General features: G+C 72.4%; 14 protein-coding genes. 3 read left to right on the forward strand and 11 right to left on the reverse strand.

What is annotated here, in order from left to right; genetic code table 11:
- Positions 1–32: 32 nt before the first annotated feature.
- The 7 genes from AB0M56_RS23495 to AB0M56_RS23525 form a co-directional block, all read right to left on the reverse strand.
- On the reverse strand, positions 33–239 hold the full coding sequence (locus AB0M56_RS23495; RefSeq protein WP_285969315.1) for a hypothetical protein: 207 nt from the start codon (positions 237–239) through the stop codon (positions 33–35).
- Positions 226–1,257 carry a biotin synthase BioB gene (gene bioB, locus AB0M56_RS23500; protein WP_364179532.1) on the reverse strand — a complete coding sequence of 344 codons (1,032 nt, stop codon included), beginning with the start codon at positions 1,255–1,257 and terminating at the stop codon, positions 226–228. Before bioB ends, AB0M56_RS23495 begins: the two co-directional genes overlap by 14 nt.
- Positions 1,258–1,343: 86 nt before the next feature.
- Positions 1,344–2,063: a dethiobiotin synthase gene (gene bioD, locus AB0M56_RS23505; RefSeq protein ID WP_364179621.1), complete on the reverse strand. Its 720-nt coding sequence runs from the start codon at positions 2,061–2,063 to the stop codon at positions 1,344–1,346.
- 57 nt (positions 2,064–2,120) lie between these two features.
- Positions 2,121–4,295 carry a bifunctional SulP family inorganic anion transporter/carbonic anhydrase gene (locus tag AB0M56_RS23510; protein ID WP_364179534.1) on the reverse strand — a complete coding sequence of 725 codons (2,175 nt, stop codon included), beginning with the start codon at positions 4,293–4,295 and terminating at the stop codon, positions 2,121–2,123.
- Positions 4,296–4,910: 615 nt separating this feature from the next.
- A complete protein-coding gene (locus AB0M56_RS23515; protein ID WP_364179536.1) occupies positions 4,911–7,169 on the reverse strand; it encodes a bifunctional SulP family inorganic anion transporter/carbonic anhydrase in 2,259 nt (752 codons plus the stop codon).
- A gap of 229 nt (positions 7,170–7,398) precedes the next feature.
- Positions 7,399–8,685 carry an adenosylmethionine--8-amino-7-oxononanoate transaminase gene (locus AB0M56_RS23520; protein ID WP_364179538.1) on the reverse strand — a complete coding sequence of 429 codons (1,287 nt, stop codon included), beginning with the start codon at positions 8,683–8,685 and terminating at the stop codon, positions 7,399–7,401.
- A 44-nt stretch (positions 8,686–8,729) separates the two neighbouring features.
- Complete coding sequence (locus tag AB0M56_RS23525; RefSeq protein WP_364179623.1) at positions 8,730–9,899, reverse strand: cytochrome P450; 1,170 nt, start codon at positions 9,897–9,899, stop codon at positions 8,730–8,732.
- 134 nt (positions 9,900–10,033) lie between these two features.
- On the opposite strand from AB0M56_RS23525, the gene AB0M56_RS23530 reads away from it, so the two are divergent.
- Entirely contained in the window at positions 10,034–10,660 is a 627-nt protein-coding gene (locus AB0M56_RS23530) for a uridine kinase (protein WP_364179540.1), read from the forward strand.
- Positions 10,661–10,670: 10 nt separating this feature from the next.
- On the opposite strand, the gene AB0M56_RS23535 is transcribed toward AB0M56_RS23530, so the two are convergent.
- The 4 genes from AB0M56_RS23535 to AB0M56_RS23550 form a co-directional block, all read right to left on the reverse strand.
- Positions 10,671–11,828: a glycosyltransferase family 4 protein gene (locus tag AB0M56_RS23535; protein WP_364179541.1), complete on the reverse strand. Its 1,158-nt coding sequence runs from the start codon at positions 11,826–11,828 to the stop codon at positions 10,671–10,673.
- Positions 11,829–11,933: 105 nt separating this feature from the next.
- Positions 11,934–12,998, reverse strand: coding sequence for an NlpC/P60 family protein (locus tag AB0M56_RS23540; protein ID WP_364179542.1), 1,065 nt, complete (start codon positions 12,996–12,998; stop codon positions 11,934–11,936).
- Between the two features lie 425 nt (positions 12,999–13,423).
- Positions 13,424–13,615, reverse strand: a complete 192-nt coding sequence (locus tag AB0M56_RS23545) for a hypothetical protein (RefSeq protein WP_364179624.1) — start codon at positions 13,613–13,615, stop codon at positions 13,424–13,426.
- Between the two features lie 257 nt (positions 13,616–13,872).
- Positions 13,873–15,297 (reverse strand): NYN domain-containing protein, encoded by a 1,425-nt coding sequence (locus AB0M56_RS23550; RefSeq protein ID WP_364179543.1) that lies wholly within the window; start codon positions 15,295–15,297, stop codon positions 13,873–13,875.
- 142 nt (positions 15,298–15,439) lie between these two features.
- Between AB0M56_RS23550 and AB0M56_RS23555 the strand changes: the two genes are divergently transcribed.
- A complete protein-coding gene (locus tag AB0M56_RS23555) occupies positions 15,440–17,158 on the forward strand; it encodes a DEDD exonuclease domain-containing protein (RefSeq protein ID WP_364179545.1) in 1,719 nt (572 codons plus the stop codon).
- A gap of 52 nt (positions 17,159–17,210) precedes the next feature.
- Positions 17,211–17,495, forward strand: coding sequence for an Lrp/AsnC ligand binding domain-containing protein (locus AB0M56_RS23560; protein WP_220237955.1), 285 nt, complete (start codon positions 17,211–17,213; stop codon positions 17,493–17,495).
- The last annotated feature ends 2 nt before the right edge of the window (positions 17,496–17,497 follow it).

Consider the following 17,497-nt stretch of genomic DNA (forward strand, 5'->3'; position numbering starts at 1 on the left):
GCGGACCGAGCGTAACCGGTCAGCACCCGCGGTCAACCACTGGCGGTCTCGCCGTGCCTGCTGCACCGCGCCGTCCAGCCGACGGGCGTCACCTGCACCACCATCCGGCGGGCGCAGAACACGCAGAACCGCGGCGGTTCGAGCGCCGTGCGCGGGTTGTGGCAGGCGTCGTGATCGGCGCCGCCGGGCGACGCCTGTCCACAGTGGACGCAGTAGGCGGGTGGGTCAGAGGCTGTCACTGAGGGCCTTGACCGGCATTTTCAGCTCGTCGAGCATCTTCAGGTCCGCGCTCGCGGGCCGGCCGAGGTTCGTCAGGTAGTTGCCGACGATGATCGCGTTGATCCCGCCCAGCATGCCCTGCTCCGCGCCCAGGTCGCCCAGGGTCAGCTCACGGCCCCCGGCGAAGCGCAGCATCGTGCGCGGCATGGCGAGCCGGAACGCCGCGACCGTGCGCAGCGCGTCCTTGCCCTCGACGATCTCGAAGTTCTCGTACGGCGTGCCCGGCTGCGGGATGAGGAAGTTCATCGGCACCTCGTGCGGGCTGAGCTCGGCGAGCTGCACGGCGAACTCCGCGCGCTGCTCGACGGTCTCCCCCATGCCGATGATGCCGCCGCAGCAGACCTCCATGCCGGCCTCGGCGACCATCCGCAGGGTGTCCCAGCGCTCTTCCCACGAGTGCGTGGTCACGACGTGGGGGAAGTGCGAGCGCGCCGTCTCGAGGTTGTGGTTGTAGCGGTGCACGCCCATCTCGACGAGCTCGTCGACCTGCTCCTGGGTGAGCATGCCGAGCGAGCACGCGATCTGGATGTCGTTGCCGTCCGCGCGGATCGCCTGCACGCCTTCCCGGACCTGCGACAGCAGCCGCTTGTCCGGACCGCGCACGGCGGCGACGATGCAGAACTCGGTCGCGCCCGTCTCGGCGGTCTGGCGCGCGGCCTTGACCAGGCCGGGGATGTCGAGCCACGCCGAGCGCACCGGCGACGGGAACCGGCCCGACTGCGAGCAGAAGTGGCAGTCCTCGGGGCAGCCGCCGGTCTTGAGGCTGACGATGCCCTCGACCTCGACCTCCGGGCCGCACCAGCGCAGGCGCACCTCGTGCGCGAGCTGCAGCGCCTCGCCGAGCCGTTCGTCGGGCAGCCGGAGCACGGCCAGCACCTGTTCCTCGGACAATCCGACCCCGCGCTCGAGCACCTGCTCGCGCGCGACCGTCAGCACGTCCGCGATGTCCTGTGCCGGCTTTCCCGCAACTGCGGTCACGACGTCTCCTGTCTGTCGAACTTCTGCACGAGCGCGCTCTCCGGGCCATGGTGCCCGAGAGCCCGCCGCATGGGCTGCGACGCCCGTCACTTATTCACGGAAGCGCCCTGCGTGAAAGCCTCCGGGTCGAACTCCCCGCCGAACCACGGCGAGAGCCCGGCGCGCGCCCGTTCCACGAACGTATCCTGATCCGTCGCCGCCAGCCCCCCGGGCAGCACCCCGAGCAGGGGTGCCCCTGCCGCGTTGGGCAGGTCGTGCAGGTTCTCCACCGACGCGAGATCCGGCTCGGCCGGCCACGCGCCGACCACCACACCCGCGACGTTGAGGCCGCGCCGCGTGGCGACCTCAGCGGTCAGCGCCGTCGCGTTGAGCGTGCCGAGGCCCGGCTGGGCCACGATCACGATCGGCGCGCCCAGCGCCCACGCGACGTCGGCCAGCCCGCTGCCGTGCTCGTCGAAGCGCACCAGCAGGCCGCCGGCACCCTCCACGAGCGTGAGGTCGTGCTCGGCGTCGAGCGCGGTGGCGGCGGCGGCGATCTCGCCCGGGCCGAGCGTCGGCAGGCCGCTGCGCCGCGCCGCCGCCTCCGGGGAGAGCGGGTCGGGGTAGCGGCGCAGCTCACGCGTGGTCACGCCCTTGCCGGCCAGCCGCACGACCTCGTCGAGGTCACCCGCCTCGCCCGGCGCGACCCCGGTCTGGGCCGGCTTGAGCACCGCGACGCGCTGCCCTTGCCCGAGCGCCAGCGCCGCGATCGCCGCCGTGGTGATCGTCTTGCCGACCTCGGTCCCGGTCCCCGTCATCACCAGCATGGTCACGGGCCATCAACTTAGTCACCCGCACCCGGTGCGCACCACGTCCGGGTGGGATCACCCACGATGTGGGGTGACCGGCGTCCCCGCCGCCACGAACGCGCCCGCCGCCGGGTCGGACAGGTAGACCTGGGCCGCGCCGACGTCGAAGTACAGGCCGGTGAGGAGCAGCTCGCCGCGGGCTTCGGCCTGGGCGACCAGCGGGTACGCGCGGAGGTGGTCGAGCTGCTGCAGCACGTTGTGCAGGGCCAGCCGGTCGGGTTCACGGGCGGGAAGCTCGCCGCCGAGCGTGACCGGGCCGACGCGGCGCAGGCTGGGCTCGGCGTGGCGCAGCCAGCCCTCCAATGCTGTGCCGGCCGGCGGCCCGTCGGCGAGCGCGCCCATCGCGCCGCACGAGGAGTGCCCGCACACCGCGATCTCGCGCACGTGCAGCACCCCCACCGCGTACTCGACGGCGGCGTTCATCGACGGGTCGGCCTGCGCGGGCGGCACGAGGTTGCCGATGTTGCGGACGGTGAACAGGTCGCCCGGCCCCGACGTGGTGATCAGGTTGGGCACGATGCGCGAGTCGCCGCAGGTGATGAACAGCGTGTGCGGGCGCTGGCCGTCGGCGAGGCCCGAGAGCGTCTCCTTCAGCAGTGGCGCGGCTCGGCGCTGGAACTCCGTGGCGCCGCGGTGGGTCCGCTGGCCGGGCAGGCGGACGTCGACGGCCTGCCAGTCGGACCACGGCGCGAGCCAGCGCGGCACGGCGCCGGCCGCAGCCGTGCGCCGCAGCGTCGGGGTGCCTTCCTTGCCCTTGCCGAACCACGGGTGGCCGACCTCGTCGACGACCACGGTGCCGCCGGCCCGTTCGTGGGCCTGCTGCCAGCTCGACAGGCTTTCGAAGGCGGCGTGGTCGAGGTAGTCGGCGACCAGTTCGAGGGTCACGACCGTGCCGGGCGGGACGGCGCCGAGCACCTTCGACAGGCGCGGCACGGACAGGAACGTGAGCACGCCCTCCACGACCACGCGCCACTCGTCCCCGTCCCGCTCGGCGTGGACGCCGGACCACACGGTGCGGCGCAACATGAGGGCCACGGCCAGCACGATCCCGGCGAGCACGCCCGTGAGCAGGTCGAACACCACCACCCCGGCGAGCGTCACGAGGTAGAGTGCGAGGTCGCCGTGGCGCAGGACCTGCCTGAGGTGGCCGGGGTTCACGAGCTTCACGCCGACGTGCACGAGCAGGCCGGCGAGCGCGGCCAGCGGGATGTTCCCGATCAGCCCGGCGAGCGCGACGACGAAGACCAGCACCCACACGCCGTGCAGGATGGCGGACGCGCGCGTCTTGGCGCCCGCGGCAACGTTGGTGGAGCTGCGGACGATCACGCCGGTCACGGGCAGGCCGCCAAGCGCGCCGGACACCAGGTTTGCGGCACCCTGGCCCACGAGCTCGCGGTCGAGGTTCGCGCGCGGGCCGGTGTGCAGCTTGTCCACGGCGACGGCCGAAAGCAGGCTCTCGACGCTCGCGATCAACGCGATGGTCACCGCCGCCAGCACGACGTCGGTCCAGCCGTCGCCGGGCAGCTGCGGGGCGAAGCGGATCTGCAGCAGGTCGCCGGGCAGCTCCACGCGCGGCAACGTCATGCCCGCGACGAGCGAGATCACCGTGGCCGCCGCGATCGCCGCGAGTGGCCCGGGCACCTTGCGCACGGCGGCGGGCAGGCGTGGCCAGACCACGAGGATCACGATGGTGAGCAGCCCGATCACGGCCGCCGCGTCGTGGTGGGCCACGACCTGCGCGGGCAGCTCGTCGATGTTCTCCAGCGCGGAGCTCTGCGCCTTCCCGCCGAGCACGACGTGGAGCTGACCCAGCACGATCGTCACGCCGATGCCGGCGAGCATCCCGTGCACGATGGCCGGCGAGATCGCCAGCGCCGCCCGCGCGATGCGGCTCAGGCCCAGCAGCACCTGCAGCGCACCGGCGAGCACGGTGATCAGGCAGGTGACGGCCCACCCGAAGGTGGCGATCGTTTCGGCCATGATCACCGTCAGGCCGGCCGCGGGCCCGCTGACCTGCAGCGGCGAGCCGCCCAGCGCCCCGGCGACCACACCCCCGACCACAGCGGCGATCAGCCCGGCGACGATCGGCGCCCCGGACGCGAGCGCGATGCCCAGCGACAGCGGCACGGCGACGAGGAAGACCACGAGCGAGGCGGGCACGTCGTGGCGAAGCACGGCAAGTCGGCTCATGATCACCAGGTAACCCGATTGTGGGTGAAATGTCCGCTATGTACCACCTGATGGCATGAATTTTTATCGGACACCCCACTTTCGGGTTGCACGGGAGCTCGACCGCTGGGCCGGTGCGGGTCCGCACCGGCCCAGTCGGTCACTGCGGCTGGTCAGTGAACTGGCTGGCCTCGCCCACGCCCAGCGGGGCTACTCCCGGCCCGGCGCCGAGCCGATGTCCGCTGACCGGAGCAGGCTGGGCCGGACCGGCCGCGCACGCTGAGGCACTGGAAAGATCGGCACCCGGCGAGGCAGAACTGAGCCACTCGGTGCCCGGCCGGGTCAGCGCCCGGCCAAGTCAGGCTCCGCCGGCCAGTGCCGTGTTATCCCGGCGACCGGTTCGCAGCCCACCGGCGCTGGAGTCGATCGGCCGTAGGGCAGCACCAGCCCGGGCGGGCGCTGCCGGTTAGGCACCGGCCAGCCGGCCGGGTCGGCGCCCGGCCAATCACGCTCCAGCCGGCCGGTGCCGCGTTTTCCAGGCAAACGGCTCCCAGCCCACCGGCTTTGGCTCGATCGGCGCCCGGCCGGGCAGGACGGCGCCCGGCCGGGCAGGACCAGACCGGCTGGCGACGGCGGTCAGTGCACCGTCGAGCCGGCCGGGACGAAGCCGCGGTGAGCGGCGTCCAGCAACGAGACCTGGGCGGCGCCGACGTCGAAGTACATGCCCGTCAGCGTCAGGTCGCCGGCGGCCAGGGCGTCGGCCACGACCGGGTGGGTGCGGAGGTGGTCGAGTTGCTGGACGACGTTGTGCAGCGCCAACTGGTCGCACTCGGCGGTCGGGCGCCGGCCGTCGAGCAGCAAGGCCGCCTCTGAAGCGCGGCGGCGGAGGGTGGGTTCGCCGTGGCGCAGCCAGTCGCCGAGGCGCGTGAGGCCCTCGGGGGCCTGTCCGAGGAGCGCCTTCATCGCGCCGCACGAGGAGTGGCCGCACACGACGATCTCGGGCACCTTCAGCACGCCCACGGCGTACTCGACGGCCGCGCCCACCGAGGAGTCGGTGCCGTCGCCGGCGGCGGGGACGAGGTTGCCGATGTTGCGCACGGCGAACAGATCGCCAGGGCCCGACGTGGTGATCAGGTTCGGCACGATCCGCGCGTCGCCGCACGTGATGAAGAGGGTGTGAGGCTGCTGGCCGTGCGCGAGGCCGCTGAGGGTGTCGCGCAGCAGTGGCGCGGTGCGGCGTTGGAACTCCGAAGCGCCGCGCGACAACGGCGAGGCGCCGTCGCGCGGTCCGGGCAGCGAAACGTGCTCGGCCTGCCACTGCGACCACGGCGCGAGCCACCGCGGCAACACGCGCGCCGCGAGGCTGCGTCGCACGGTCGGCTCGCCAGAGCTGCCGCGGCCGTACCAGGGGTGCCCGATCTCGTCGACGGTCACCGTGCCGCCGGCTTTCACGTGCGCCTGCTGCCAACCGCGCAGGCAGTCGAACGCCGCGTGGTCGAGGTAGTCCACGAGCAGCTCCAGCGTCACGTCGGCGCGCTCGGGTACACCGGCGAGCACCTTCGTCAGGCGGGGCACGGAAAGGAACGTGAGCGCGCCCTCGATCACCACGCGAGTGCCGCGCTCGCCCGTCTCCACGTGCACGCCGGAGTGGACCATCCGCCGCAGCATGAACGTGAGCGCCAGCAGCACCCCGGCCGCGACGCCGGTCAGCAGGTTCACGAACACCGCGCCGACGAGCGTCACCGCGTACACCGCGAGGTCGCCGTGGCGCAGCACTTCCTTGAGCGCCGGGAGGTTCACGAGCTTCGCGCCCACGTACACGAGCAGCCCGGCCAGCGCGGCGAGCGGGATGTAGCGCAGCACGCCGGTGAGCAGCAGGCAGAACCCGAGGATCCAGCACGAGTGCAGCAGCGCCGACGCGCGGGTCTTCGCGCCGGCCTCGTAGTTGGTCATGGTCCGCACGATCACTCCGGTCACGGGCAGCCCGCCGAGCACGCCGGACGCGACGTTGCCGGCACCCTGGCCGATGAGCTCACGGTTGAGGTCCGTGTGACGGCCGCCGCGCAGCTTGTCGATGGACACCGCGGAAAGCAGGCTCTCCAGGCTCGCGATGAGCGCGACCGTGACGGCCGCGAAGGCCACGCCGCTCCAGCCGCCAGAAGGCAGCTGTGGTACGAACCCGAAAGACGGCAGCGCGGCGGGCAGGTCCACGCGCGGCAACGACATCCCGGCCGCGACGGACAGCCCCGTCGCGACCGTGACGGCGGCCAGCGGCCCCGGCACCTTCCGCACCGGCGCGGGCAGCTTCGGCCACACCAGCAGAATTGCCACGGTGAGCACGCCGATCAGCACGGCCTGGTCGTGGTGGCCGACGATCTGCCCGGGCAGCGCCGCGAGGTTCGCGAGCGCGGAGCCCTGGGCCCGGCCGCCGAGCACCACGTGGAGCTGGCCGAGCACGATCGTCACGCCGATGCCGGCCAGCAGGCCGTGGACGATGGCGGGTGAGATGGCCAGCGCGGCGCGGGCGAAGCGCAGGAGCCCGAAGAGGATCTGCAGCAGGCCGGCGCCGACGGTCACGGCGCAGGTGACGGCCCAGCCGTAGGTGGCGATGCTGTCGGCGAGCACCACGGTCAGGGCTGCGGACGGCCCGCTGACCTGCAGGGCCGACCCGCCGAGCAGGCTCGCGATCAGGCCGCCGACGACGGCGGAGACGAGGCCCGCGAGCAGCGGCGCGCCGACAGCGAGGGCGACGCCGAGGGAGAGCGGAACGGCCACGAGGAAGACGACCAACGAGGCCGGCACGTCGTGGCGCAGGATGTTCTGGAGGGTCCGGTTGGCTTGGGCGCGGCGCGACGGGGGTCCCGTGTCGTGCTCGCCACGAACGATCTCGATCATGGCGACAGGAAAGCGGAAAAAGATCGAAAAGTCCGCTACGCGAACGATCTTCGGGTTCGCTTGTGAACCGGAGAACTAGGACGTTTCCGGCAAAGCTCACCAATCCGTCAGACGCTCACGAAGCGGCCCAGACCTGATCGCGTGGAAACCCCAGAGTTCCGGCGACTTTACGTGACTCACGGTATACAGCCCGTGTCTTATGGCCGCGGTCACACTCGACCAGGTGAATTCAGGCTTTTTCAGCCGCCGCGAGCATCGCGCCGGTGATCACGGCCAGGTCCGCGTCGTCCGTGACGTACGGCGGCATCGCGTATACGAGGTCGCGGAACGGCCGCAGCCACGCGCCCTCCGCCGTCACGATGTCAGTGGCCACGCCGAGGTCGACCTCGTGGTCGAGCTGCAGCACGCCGATCGCGCCGAGCACCCGCACATCGCGCACGTTCGGCAGGTCCCACGCCGGCTCGAGACCGCGCCGCAGCCCCGCCTCGATCCGCGAGACGTCCGCGTGCCACCGGCCCTCGACCAGCAGCCCGAGCGACGCATTGGCGACGGCGGAGGCCAGCGGGTTGCCCATGAACGTCGGCCCGTGGGCCAGCACCGGCAGGTCGCCGCGCGCGATGCCGTAGGCGATCTCGGGCGTGCACAGCGCCGCGGCCATCGTGAGGTAGCCGCCGGTGAGCGCCTTGCCGAGGCACAGCACATCGGGCGTAACGCCGGCGTGCTCGGCCGCGAACATCCGGCCCGTGCGCCCGAAGCCGGTGGCGATCTCGTCGAACACCAGCGGCACGTCGTGCTCGCGCGTGAGCTCGCGCAGCGCACGCAGGTAGCCGGGGTGGTGGAAACGCATGCCGCCGGCGCCCTGCACCACCGGTTCCACGATCACCGCGGCCAGCTCGTGCGCGTGCTTCTCCAGCGCGGCGGCGAGAGTGTCCACATAGGACTGGTCAACCGGCGCGTCGAAGCCGGCCGGCGGTTCGGGCACGAACACCTGCTCCGGCAGGACTCCGCGCCACAGCGAGTGCATGCCGCCGTCGGGGTCGCAGACGCTCATGGGCGTGAACGTGTCACCGTGGTAGCCACCGCGCCACGTGAGCAGCCGCCGCTTCTCCGGCAACCGGCGCGAACGCTGGTACTGCAGGCACATCTTCACGGCGACCTCGACCGAGACGGAGCCGGAGTCGCACAGGAACACGTGCTCGAGGCCCTCGGGCGTGAGGTCCACCAGGGTCTTGGCGAGCGTGATCGCCGGCTCGTGCGTGAGGCCGCCGAACATCACGTGGCTCATCCGCCCGGCCTGCTCGGCCAGCGCCGCGTCGAGCACCGGGTGCCGGTAGCCGTGCACCGCCGCCCACCACGACGACATGCCGTCGACGAGCTCGCGGCCGTCCGCGAGCTTCAGCCGCACCCCGCTCGCCTCGGAGACGAGCAGCGGCGTCACCCGTCCCGGCATCGGCGCGTACGGATGCCACACGTGCGCGGCGTCGAGGGCGAGCAGGTGTTCGGGGCTGGTTTCCACGCGCCGACCCTACGTGCCGCCCCGCCCGCTCCGCGCACAAGAGCTCAGCGGAGTAGCACGGGCAGCGTCTTGACGCCGTGCACTAGCGGGCTCGTGCGGTAGACCAGGTCCTCCTCCGGCACGGCCGCTCGCAGCTGCGGGAACCGCGCGAGCAGCGCCGTGAGCGCGATCTCCGCCTCCATGCGCGCCAGCGGGGCGCCGACGCAGTAGTGGATGCCGTGGCCGAAGGCGAGGTGGCCGCCGGCTGCGCGTGTGACGTCGAGGTCGTCCGGGTCGGGGAAGCGGCCCTCGTCCCGGTTGGCGGCGAGGAGCGAGACCTGCACGAACTCACCCGCGGGGATCTTGTGGTCGCCGACCTCCACGTCCTCGACGGTGTAGCGGAGGGTGGCGATGTTGATGGGCCCGTCGAAACGCAGGAACTCCTCGACGGCGCCGGGCATCAGCGACGGGTCCGCCACCAGCTTCGCGCGCTGCTCAGGCGCGCGCAGCAACGCCAGCACCGCGTTGCCGATCAGGTTCACGGTGGTCTCGTGGCCCGCGACGAGCAGCAGGAACGCCATTGCGACGAGCTCTTCCTCGCTCAGCGAGTCGCCCTCGTCGGTCACGTGCACGAGCCCGGACAGCAGGTCCTCGCCCGGTTCCGCGCGCTTCTGCGCGACGAGCGCCACGAGGTAGGTGTGCATGGCGATCGCAGCCGCCTGCATCTCCTCGACGTCGCCCGCACCCAGCAGGATGTTGGACCAGCCGGTGAACTCGCCGCGATCCGCCTCGCGCACGCCGAGCAGCTCACAGATCACGGTGATCGGCACCGGGCCGGCGAACGCCGCCATGAGGTCGACCTGCTCGTGCTCGGCCATCGCGTCGAGCAGCTCCGTGGTGATCTGCTCGATCCGCGGACGCAACCCGGCGATCGCGCGCGGGGTGAAGGCCTTGTTCACGAGCTTGCGCAGCCGCGAGTGGTCCGGCGGGTCGGTGTTGAGCATGTGCGCGCCGAGCAGCTGACCGAAGTTCCGATTGATGTTCTCGGCCCCGACCTTCGCGATCATCAGGTCGTAGGCGCCACGGTTGTCCTTGCTCAGCCGCGGGTCCGCGAGCAGCGCCCGCGCCTCGTCGTAGCCGGTCACGAGGTACGACGGCGTGCCGCGCGGCATCCGGATCGGGCACACGGCGCCTCGCTCGTGCAAGTGCCTCAGCGTCTCGTGCGTGTGCTGCATGAACTCGTCGTCTATCACGGGGATTTCTCCGACGGCCACTTCGCCCCCAAGGTTTCCGTCTGATTGGTCACGTGCTCCCCAGTATGCCCACGCACCGGTGTGCTGCGTGTGGCCCGAGGGCAGGATGGGTTTCCGTGCGCTACCGACCGATCTCCCCCGACGTCCTGGCCGCCGAGCTGACCGAGCGCGTCGCGGCCCTGCCGCACCGCCGGCTGGCGGTCGCCGTGGACGGCGCCGACGGTGCCACCGACACCGCGGGCCTCGCCGACGCGCTCGTGGACCCGTTGCGGCTGCTGGGCCGCGCCGCGGTCCGTATACCCGCACGCGGGTTCCTGCGCCCGGCGTCGCTGCGGTTCGAGCACGGCAAGCGCAACCCCGACGCGCGCTACACCGACTGGCTCGACCTCGGCGCCCTGCGGCGGGAAGTTCTCGACCCGCTCGCCGGCGTTGGCAGCGGCGAGGTGCTGCCGGCACTGTGGGACACCGAGCGCGACCGCGCCACGCGGATGGCGCGCGTGCCCGTGCCCGAAGGCGGCGTGGTCCTCGTCAACGGCGAGTTCCTGCTCGGCGCCGGCCTCGCGTTCGACCTCGTGGTGCACCTGTGGCTCTCCCCCGCCGCGCTGCACCGCCGCCTGCCCGACGACGACGCGTGGGCGCTGCCCGCGTACGAGCGGTACGAGTCGGAGGTCGACCCGAGCGCGCTCGCCGACGTCACCGTCCGTGTCGACGACCCGCGGCACCCGGCCGTGTACGAGCCCTGACTTCGTCGACCTAGCGCACGGCGGCGACCGGATCGCCGTCCAGCAGGCCGGACAGGCGCTGCGCCATCACATCCCAGCGCCAGTTCTCCGCGACCCACGCGCGCCCCGCCTCGCCCATTCGCCGGGCCCGTACGGGGTCGGCCAGGAGGGCCTCGAGGGTGTCGCGCAGCTGGCCGACGTCACGGCCGTCCACGACGTGGCCGGTCACCTCGTCGAGCACCGCCTCGGGCGCGCCGCCCGACGTGCCGGCCACCACGGGCAAGCCGGTCGCCGACGCCTCCAGGTAGACGATCCCCAACGCCTCCACGTCGAGCCCCTTGCCGCGGGTGCGCGCGGGCATCGCGAAGACGTCGCCCGCGTTGTAGTGCGCCGGCAGCTCGGCCCACGGCACGGAGCCGGTGATGACCACGTTGCCGGCCACGCCGAGCTCGGCGACGAGCTCCGTGAGCCGCTTGCGGTACGGACCGCCGCCGACGAGCAGCAGCGCCACGTCCGGCACGCGCTTGCGCAGCTTCGGCAGCGTGCGGATGAGCATGTCCTGGCCCTTGCGCGGCACGAGCCGCGAAACGCACACGACCGTCGGCCGGTCGCCCAGGCCGTGGCGCGCGCGGATCTCCTCGCGCGCCCCCGCGTCGGGTGCGAAGAGCGTGGTGTCGACGCCGGACGGCAGCATCTCGAGCCCCGCCATCGGCCCGAACGCCGCGCCGAAGCGGCGGCGCGTGTACTTGCTGACGTAGGTGAGCACGTCGACCGTGTCGCCGATGCGCCGCAGCGCCTGGCGCGAACCCGGCAGCATCGACCAGCCGACCTCGTGCCCGTGCGTGGACGCGACGACCCGCCTCGCGCCGGCCTGGCGCAGCGGGTGCCCCAGCAGCGCCAGCGGCGCGGCCGCACCGAACCACACGGCTTCGCAGTCGCGGGCCCGCATGATCTGCTTCGCGCGGCGCAGCACGTCGGGCGTCGGCAGCATCAGCGACGTCGGGTGCCGCACGACCTCGAACGGCGCCTCGGCGTCGAAGTCGACGTGCGAGCCGGCTTTCCCTTCCCACGACGGCGCGTAGACCACCAGGTCGTCGGCCGGAAGCCGCGTGGCCAGCGAGTTGAGGTAGTTCTGGATCCCCCCGGGCCGCGGCGGGAAGTCGTTGGTCACGAGCAGCGTCCTCAGCACACGGGCAGGCTACTGGGCACGCTCGCCGGCGCTGTGGGCCCACCAACGACGACGGGGCGGCACCGCGTGCGCGGTACCGCCCCGTCGTCAGGGAAGGGTTGCTGCTCAGCTGCTGGGGCGGCGGGCGCCCACGTACTGGCTCTGCAGCGGCGAGATCTTCACGACGTCGCCGGTGGTCGGAGCGTGCACCATCTTGCCTTCGCCGATGTACATGCCCACGTGGGAGACCGGGGTGTAGTAGAATACCAGGTCGCCCGGCTGGAGCTGGCTGCGCGGGATCGGGGTGCCGAAGGTCGACTGCTCCCGGCTCGAACGCGGCAGCGTGATGCCCGCCTGCCGGTAGGCCCACTGCATCAGGCCCGAGCAGTCGAACGTGCTCGGTCCGGTGGCGCCCCACACGTAGGCGTCGCCGAGCCGGCTCAGCGCCGCGTCCACGGCCGCCTGGGCCGCGGGCCCGGGCGCCTTGATGTTCACGGGCGCGTCACTGCCCTTGTCGCCGCGCAGGGCCTGGTCCAGCGACGACAGCTCCGGCTCGGTCTTCTTGAGCTCCGCGATCTGGTCGTTGAGCGTCTTCTGCTTGGTCTTGATGTCGTTCGCGAGCTTCGCGGCCGCGTCACGGGCGTCCGTCGCGCGCTTGGCGGCGTCGGCGGCCTGCTTCGTGGCGTCCTGAGCCTGCTTCACGGCACCGGCCAGCGCGTCGAGCGCGGCGTCCTTCTGGGACGCGATCTGGTCCAGCGCGGAAGAGCGCTCGAGGAACTCCTGCGTCGATGTGCCCGCGAGCAGCGCCGAGAGCTTGTTCATCTGCACGCCGCTGAGGAACGAGGCGCCGGCGAACTTGTCGACGTCGACGCGGTAGAGCTTCTCGTTGTTCTCGGCCTGCTGCGCGGACTTCTTCGCGTTCTCGACGTCGGCGTTGGCCTTGTCGAGGTCCTTCTGGCGGGCCGCTTGGTCGTCCTGGGCCTTGAGAAGGTCTTCGTTGGCCTTTTCGGCCTGCGAGGCCAGATCGCGGTACTTCGCGAGGGCGCTCGAGCCGGAGTCGGGCGGGGTCTGAAGGGCGGGGATGGGAGCTGCGATGGCCGTGGCCGAGGGCTGGGCGATGGTGACCATGGCGATCACCGAAGCTGCCGCGAGGGCACCTGACACCACGCGCTTCACTGGATGCGACTGCACGGTCGCGCGTGTCTCCTTTGCTGTCGGGCCGCCGTCGGAACCTCGTGACGCCGAAGAGGTCGGGGGCCCTCTTCGCTGCGTCCACCCCGCGCGTTCCGGCCGCGTTTCACTGCAACAGCCTCACGCGCACGGTGTGGTTCCGGTGTTGGCTCCCCGACAAAGCCTTTTCCGGCGGCGATCTCGCGTCGCCGTCTTGCCGACGACTGCTGGCCGCGAGATCTCGGACAGGTTACGAAAAGACCGTCACCGCGTCCACCGGGCCCCACATAAAAACTCTCCGTAGTTCGCCGAAACACCATCGGACCAGCGAGGGAGGGTTTGTGTGATCGCGGTCATACTCTGTGGTGTCAGAATTGCGTGAATTCGCTACCGACCGTTCATCCGACTAGATCGACCACTCGTCGCGTCGTTATCACCCACAAGTGTCACGCTGGCTTACGTTCGGGCTCCGAAACCAAGCGCAGCCGGGGCACCATCCCCGCCTCGGCGAGCGCGTCGATGGCTCGCCGTTCGTCCGCGTCCCACGCCAGGGCGACCGGCGGGCCGAGCAGCACGCTCACCACACAGTCGTGGCACGCGTGGCCCCGCACGGCGCAGCGGTCGCAGTCGACGACCAGCGTGTCGAGGTCCGCCGGGTCGACCTCGCCGAGATCGACGCTGCCGAGATCGACGTCGCCGAAATCAACGCTGCCGAGATCGAGGTCGCGATCGGCCGGTTCGTCGAAGTCGGTCCAGTCGGGCGGGTGGTGGTTCGTGTTCTCGGTCACGGGAGGCTCCTCACCGCAAATTGGCTGTCGTGCTTCCTGGGACGCACGGTAGGAGCCACCACCGACAGTTTCCGTCCCGCCGGCCTCAGCCGTCCCCCGGACGGGTCTCAGACGCGGCTCAGGCGGCTGACCAGCACCGCCGAGGGCGCCGAGTGCGCACCGGTCGCGCGGACCGAGTCGGCGACCGCCCGGTCGGATGTCGCGACGACCATCGGCCGGCCCTTCGGCTCGGCCGCCACGATCGAGCGGATCACGTCGTCGGCCAGCACGCCGCGGTCGGAGAACAGCACGCGCACGCCGCGCGGCACCGACGCCGGCACGGACAGCACGCCGGCCCCGTCGAACACCACCGTGACCTCGGCGCTCGTGCGCGCGGCGAGGGCGGAGAGCTGGTGGATGAGCCGGTCGCGCTGGTCGGCCAGCGCCAGCTCGGGGTAGCCGGTCTTGGTGACGTTGTAGCCGTCGACGATGAGGTGCACGTTGGGTAGCGCGAGGTAGCGGTCGAGCGCCCCGACGTCCTGCACGCGCCCGCCCGGGCCGAGCCCCGACGTGGCGCCGCGCACCATGTCGGCGGGCCGCGCGCCGCGGTCGCTCAGCATCAGCTCGCGGCGCAGACCGGTCACGGCACCGTCGATCGTGTCGACGAGCAGCGCCAGGCGCACCTCGTCGGCTTCCCGGGCCTCACGAGCCGACTGACGGGCGATCTCCGCATCGGCGACCGCCCGCTCCGCCCGCGCGCGCTCGGCCGCCACGCGGCGACGCTCGCGGTCCAGCTGCGTGGTCAGCGCGTCGATCTCCTCGGCCTTCGCCGTGCCGCCGCGCGCGACCTCGGCGAGGGCCTGCTCGGCTGCGTCGCGGGCGTTGCGCAGCTGCACACCCTGCTCACGCAACCGGCGCAGCAGCTTCTCGACCTCGGCCTCGCGTTCGCCGCGAGCGGCCTCCACGGCGCCGCGCGCCTGGTCCAGTTCCCCCCGCAGCTCGGCGAGCTCCGCCTCGAGCTTCTGGTTCCGAACCAGCGCGGCGTCGCGTTCGGCCCGCAGCGCCGTCTCTTCCGCGTTCTTCGCGACGAGCCGCACGCGCCCGGCCGCGCCCGACTCCCCCAGCAGCACGGCGGCGGCCGCGCCGACGACGGAATCGGCGGCGTTGGGATCCAGCGCGTCGGTGCGGTGTTCGCGCAGCCACTCGATCACGGCGGTGCGGAACTGCGCGGAGTCGCCCAGCGCGGCCAGCAACGCCGCGCCGCCGAGCTTCGCGCGCTTCGCGGGCGCGAACTTCGCGACGGGACGCAGCTGCCGCGGCACGTCGGTGGGCGGCAGCTTCGCGACGGCGGTGGCCGCCAGCTCGGCGATGCGCTCGCGCACGGCGTCCGGCAGGCCCGTCCAGGAAGCGGGCTCGGGCGCCGCCGTGTCGGCTTCGGGGATCTCGGCCGCGCCGGTCTCGGCCGGCACCGCGGTCGCGTCAGCCCGCGCCGGCACGGCCGAGGGGCCGGCGGCCTCCTCGGGTGCGACCGGATCCACGGGCTGGGGGTGCATTGGACCAGGGTAGGCCCCAGGGCCGGATCGCGCGCCGCTGGTCACCGGACGTGGGACCCACCCCACCAGGCACCCGCGCCACACCCGTCACACGGATCGCGCCGTCCGGGATTGTCGGTGGGCGGTCCTAAGGTGCGCGATCATGGACACCCGACCGCGGCCCGGCCAGGCGCAGCTGGCCTTCGACGAGCTCGGCACCCCGTTGCGGGACATCACGTTCGTCGTCTTCGACCTCGAGACCACGGGCACGAAGCCGGGACCGGACGCGATCACCGAGATCGGGGCCGTGAAGGTGCGCGGCGGTGAGGTGGTGGCCGAGTTCGCGACGCTGGTGAACCCGGGTTCGCCGATCCCGCCGCAGGTGGTGGAGCTCACGGGCATCACGCAGGCGATGGTCTACGACGCGCCGCGCATCGAGCGCGTGCTGCCCGCGTTCCTCGAGTTCATCTCCGGCGCGGTGCTCGTGGCCCACAACTCGGGGTTCGACACGGGCTTCATGCGGGCCGCCTGCGAAGGCCACGGCTACGTCTGGCCGCGCGCCACGGTGATCTGCACGGTGAAGCTCGCCCGGCGCGTGATCCCGCGCGAGGAGGCCCGCAGCTACCGGCTTTCGAACCTGGCGATGCTGCTCGGCTCCCGCACCCGGCCCACGCACCGCGCGCTCGACGACGCCCGTGCCACCGTCGACGTCCTCCACGCGCTGCTGGAGCGGGTCGGCAACGTCGGCGTGCACACGGTCGAAGAGCTCGTGGACTACCTGCCCGAGGTGACCACCGCGCAGCGGCGCAAACGCCACCTCGCGGCCGACCTGCCGGCGCGGCCCGGCGTGTACCTGTTTCGCGGCCCCCGCGAGGAGGTCCTCTACGTCGGCACCGCGCGGGATCTGCGCCGGCGCGTGCGGCAGTACTTCACGGGCTCGGAAAGCCGCGGGCGCATCCGCGAGATGGTGGCGCTGGCCGAACGCGTGGAGGCCATCGAATGCGCCCACTCGCTGGAAGCCGAGATCCGCGAGCTGCGGCTCATCGCGGCCCACCGGCCGATGTACAACCGGCGCTCGAAGAACCCGCACCACGCGTGGTGGGTCGGGCTCACCGACGAGGCCTTCCCGCGCCTGTCCGTGGTCCGGCTGCCGCGCGAAGGCACCCTCGGCCCCTTCCGCAGCCAGGCCGATGCCCGCACGGCCGCCGACACGCTCGCGGGCGCCGCCGGGCTGCGCACGTGCACGATGCGAATCTCGGCGCGCGGCGGCTCCGCGACCCCGTGCGTGCTCGCCGAGCTGGGCCGCTGTGGCGCGCCGTGCGCCGGCCGCCAGAGCGTGGACGACTACTCCCCCGCCGTCGTGGCCGCCCGCGACCTCATCTCCGGTCACGACGGGCGTCCCCTGAAGATCGCCGCGGCTCAGCTCGACCGGCTCTCGGAGGGCCGGCACTACGAGCAGGCCGCACGCCATCGCGACGAGCTGGCGGACCTCGTGCGTGCCGTCGGCCGGTCCCACCGGCAAGCCGCGCTCGCCGACATCGCCGAGCTCATCGCCGCCAACCCGGACGGCAACGGCGGCTGGGAGCTCTCCGTGATCCGCCACGGCCGCCTGGCGTCCGCCGGCGTCGCCCGCCGCGGAGTCCCGCCGATGCCGGTGGTGGAACACCTGGTCGCCGCCGCGGAGACGGTGCTGCCCGGCGAAGGGCCGTTGCGCGGCTCGTCGGGAGAAGAAGTCACGGTGCTGCTGCGCTGGCTCGCCCGGCCCGGCGTGCGGCTCGTGCGCACCACGCGGCCCTGGGCCGAACCCACCGCCGTCGCCGGGTGGCGTGGTTGGCTCGATCTGGCCGCCGGTGCCCGGACGCTGGAGCGGGTGGCGGGGTGATGAAGGCTACGATCAGCGCTCGTCGGGTACCGCCAGGGAGTGGAGGAACGCTGTGATCACGGCGATCGTGCTGATCAACGTAGAGGCCGAGGAGATCCCGCAGGCCGCACAGGCGATCGCGGACCTCGAAGGGGTCAACGAGGTCTACTCGTGCGCCGGTGACGTCGACCTGATCGCCACTGTGCGCGTGAAGGCCCACGAGGACCTGGCCGACCTCATCCCCGGCCGCATCGGCAAGGTGAGCGGCGTGCTGGACACCGTCACGCACATCGCGTTCCGCTCGTACTCACGGGCCGACACGGACTCCGCGTTCGAGATCGGCGTCGAAGGCGCCTGACA

The sequence above is a fragment of the Amycolatopsis sp. NPDC051372 genome (assembly GCF_040682095.1).
GTDB lineage: Bacteria > Actinomycetota > Actinomycetes > Mycobacteriales > Pseudonocardiaceae > Amycolatopsis.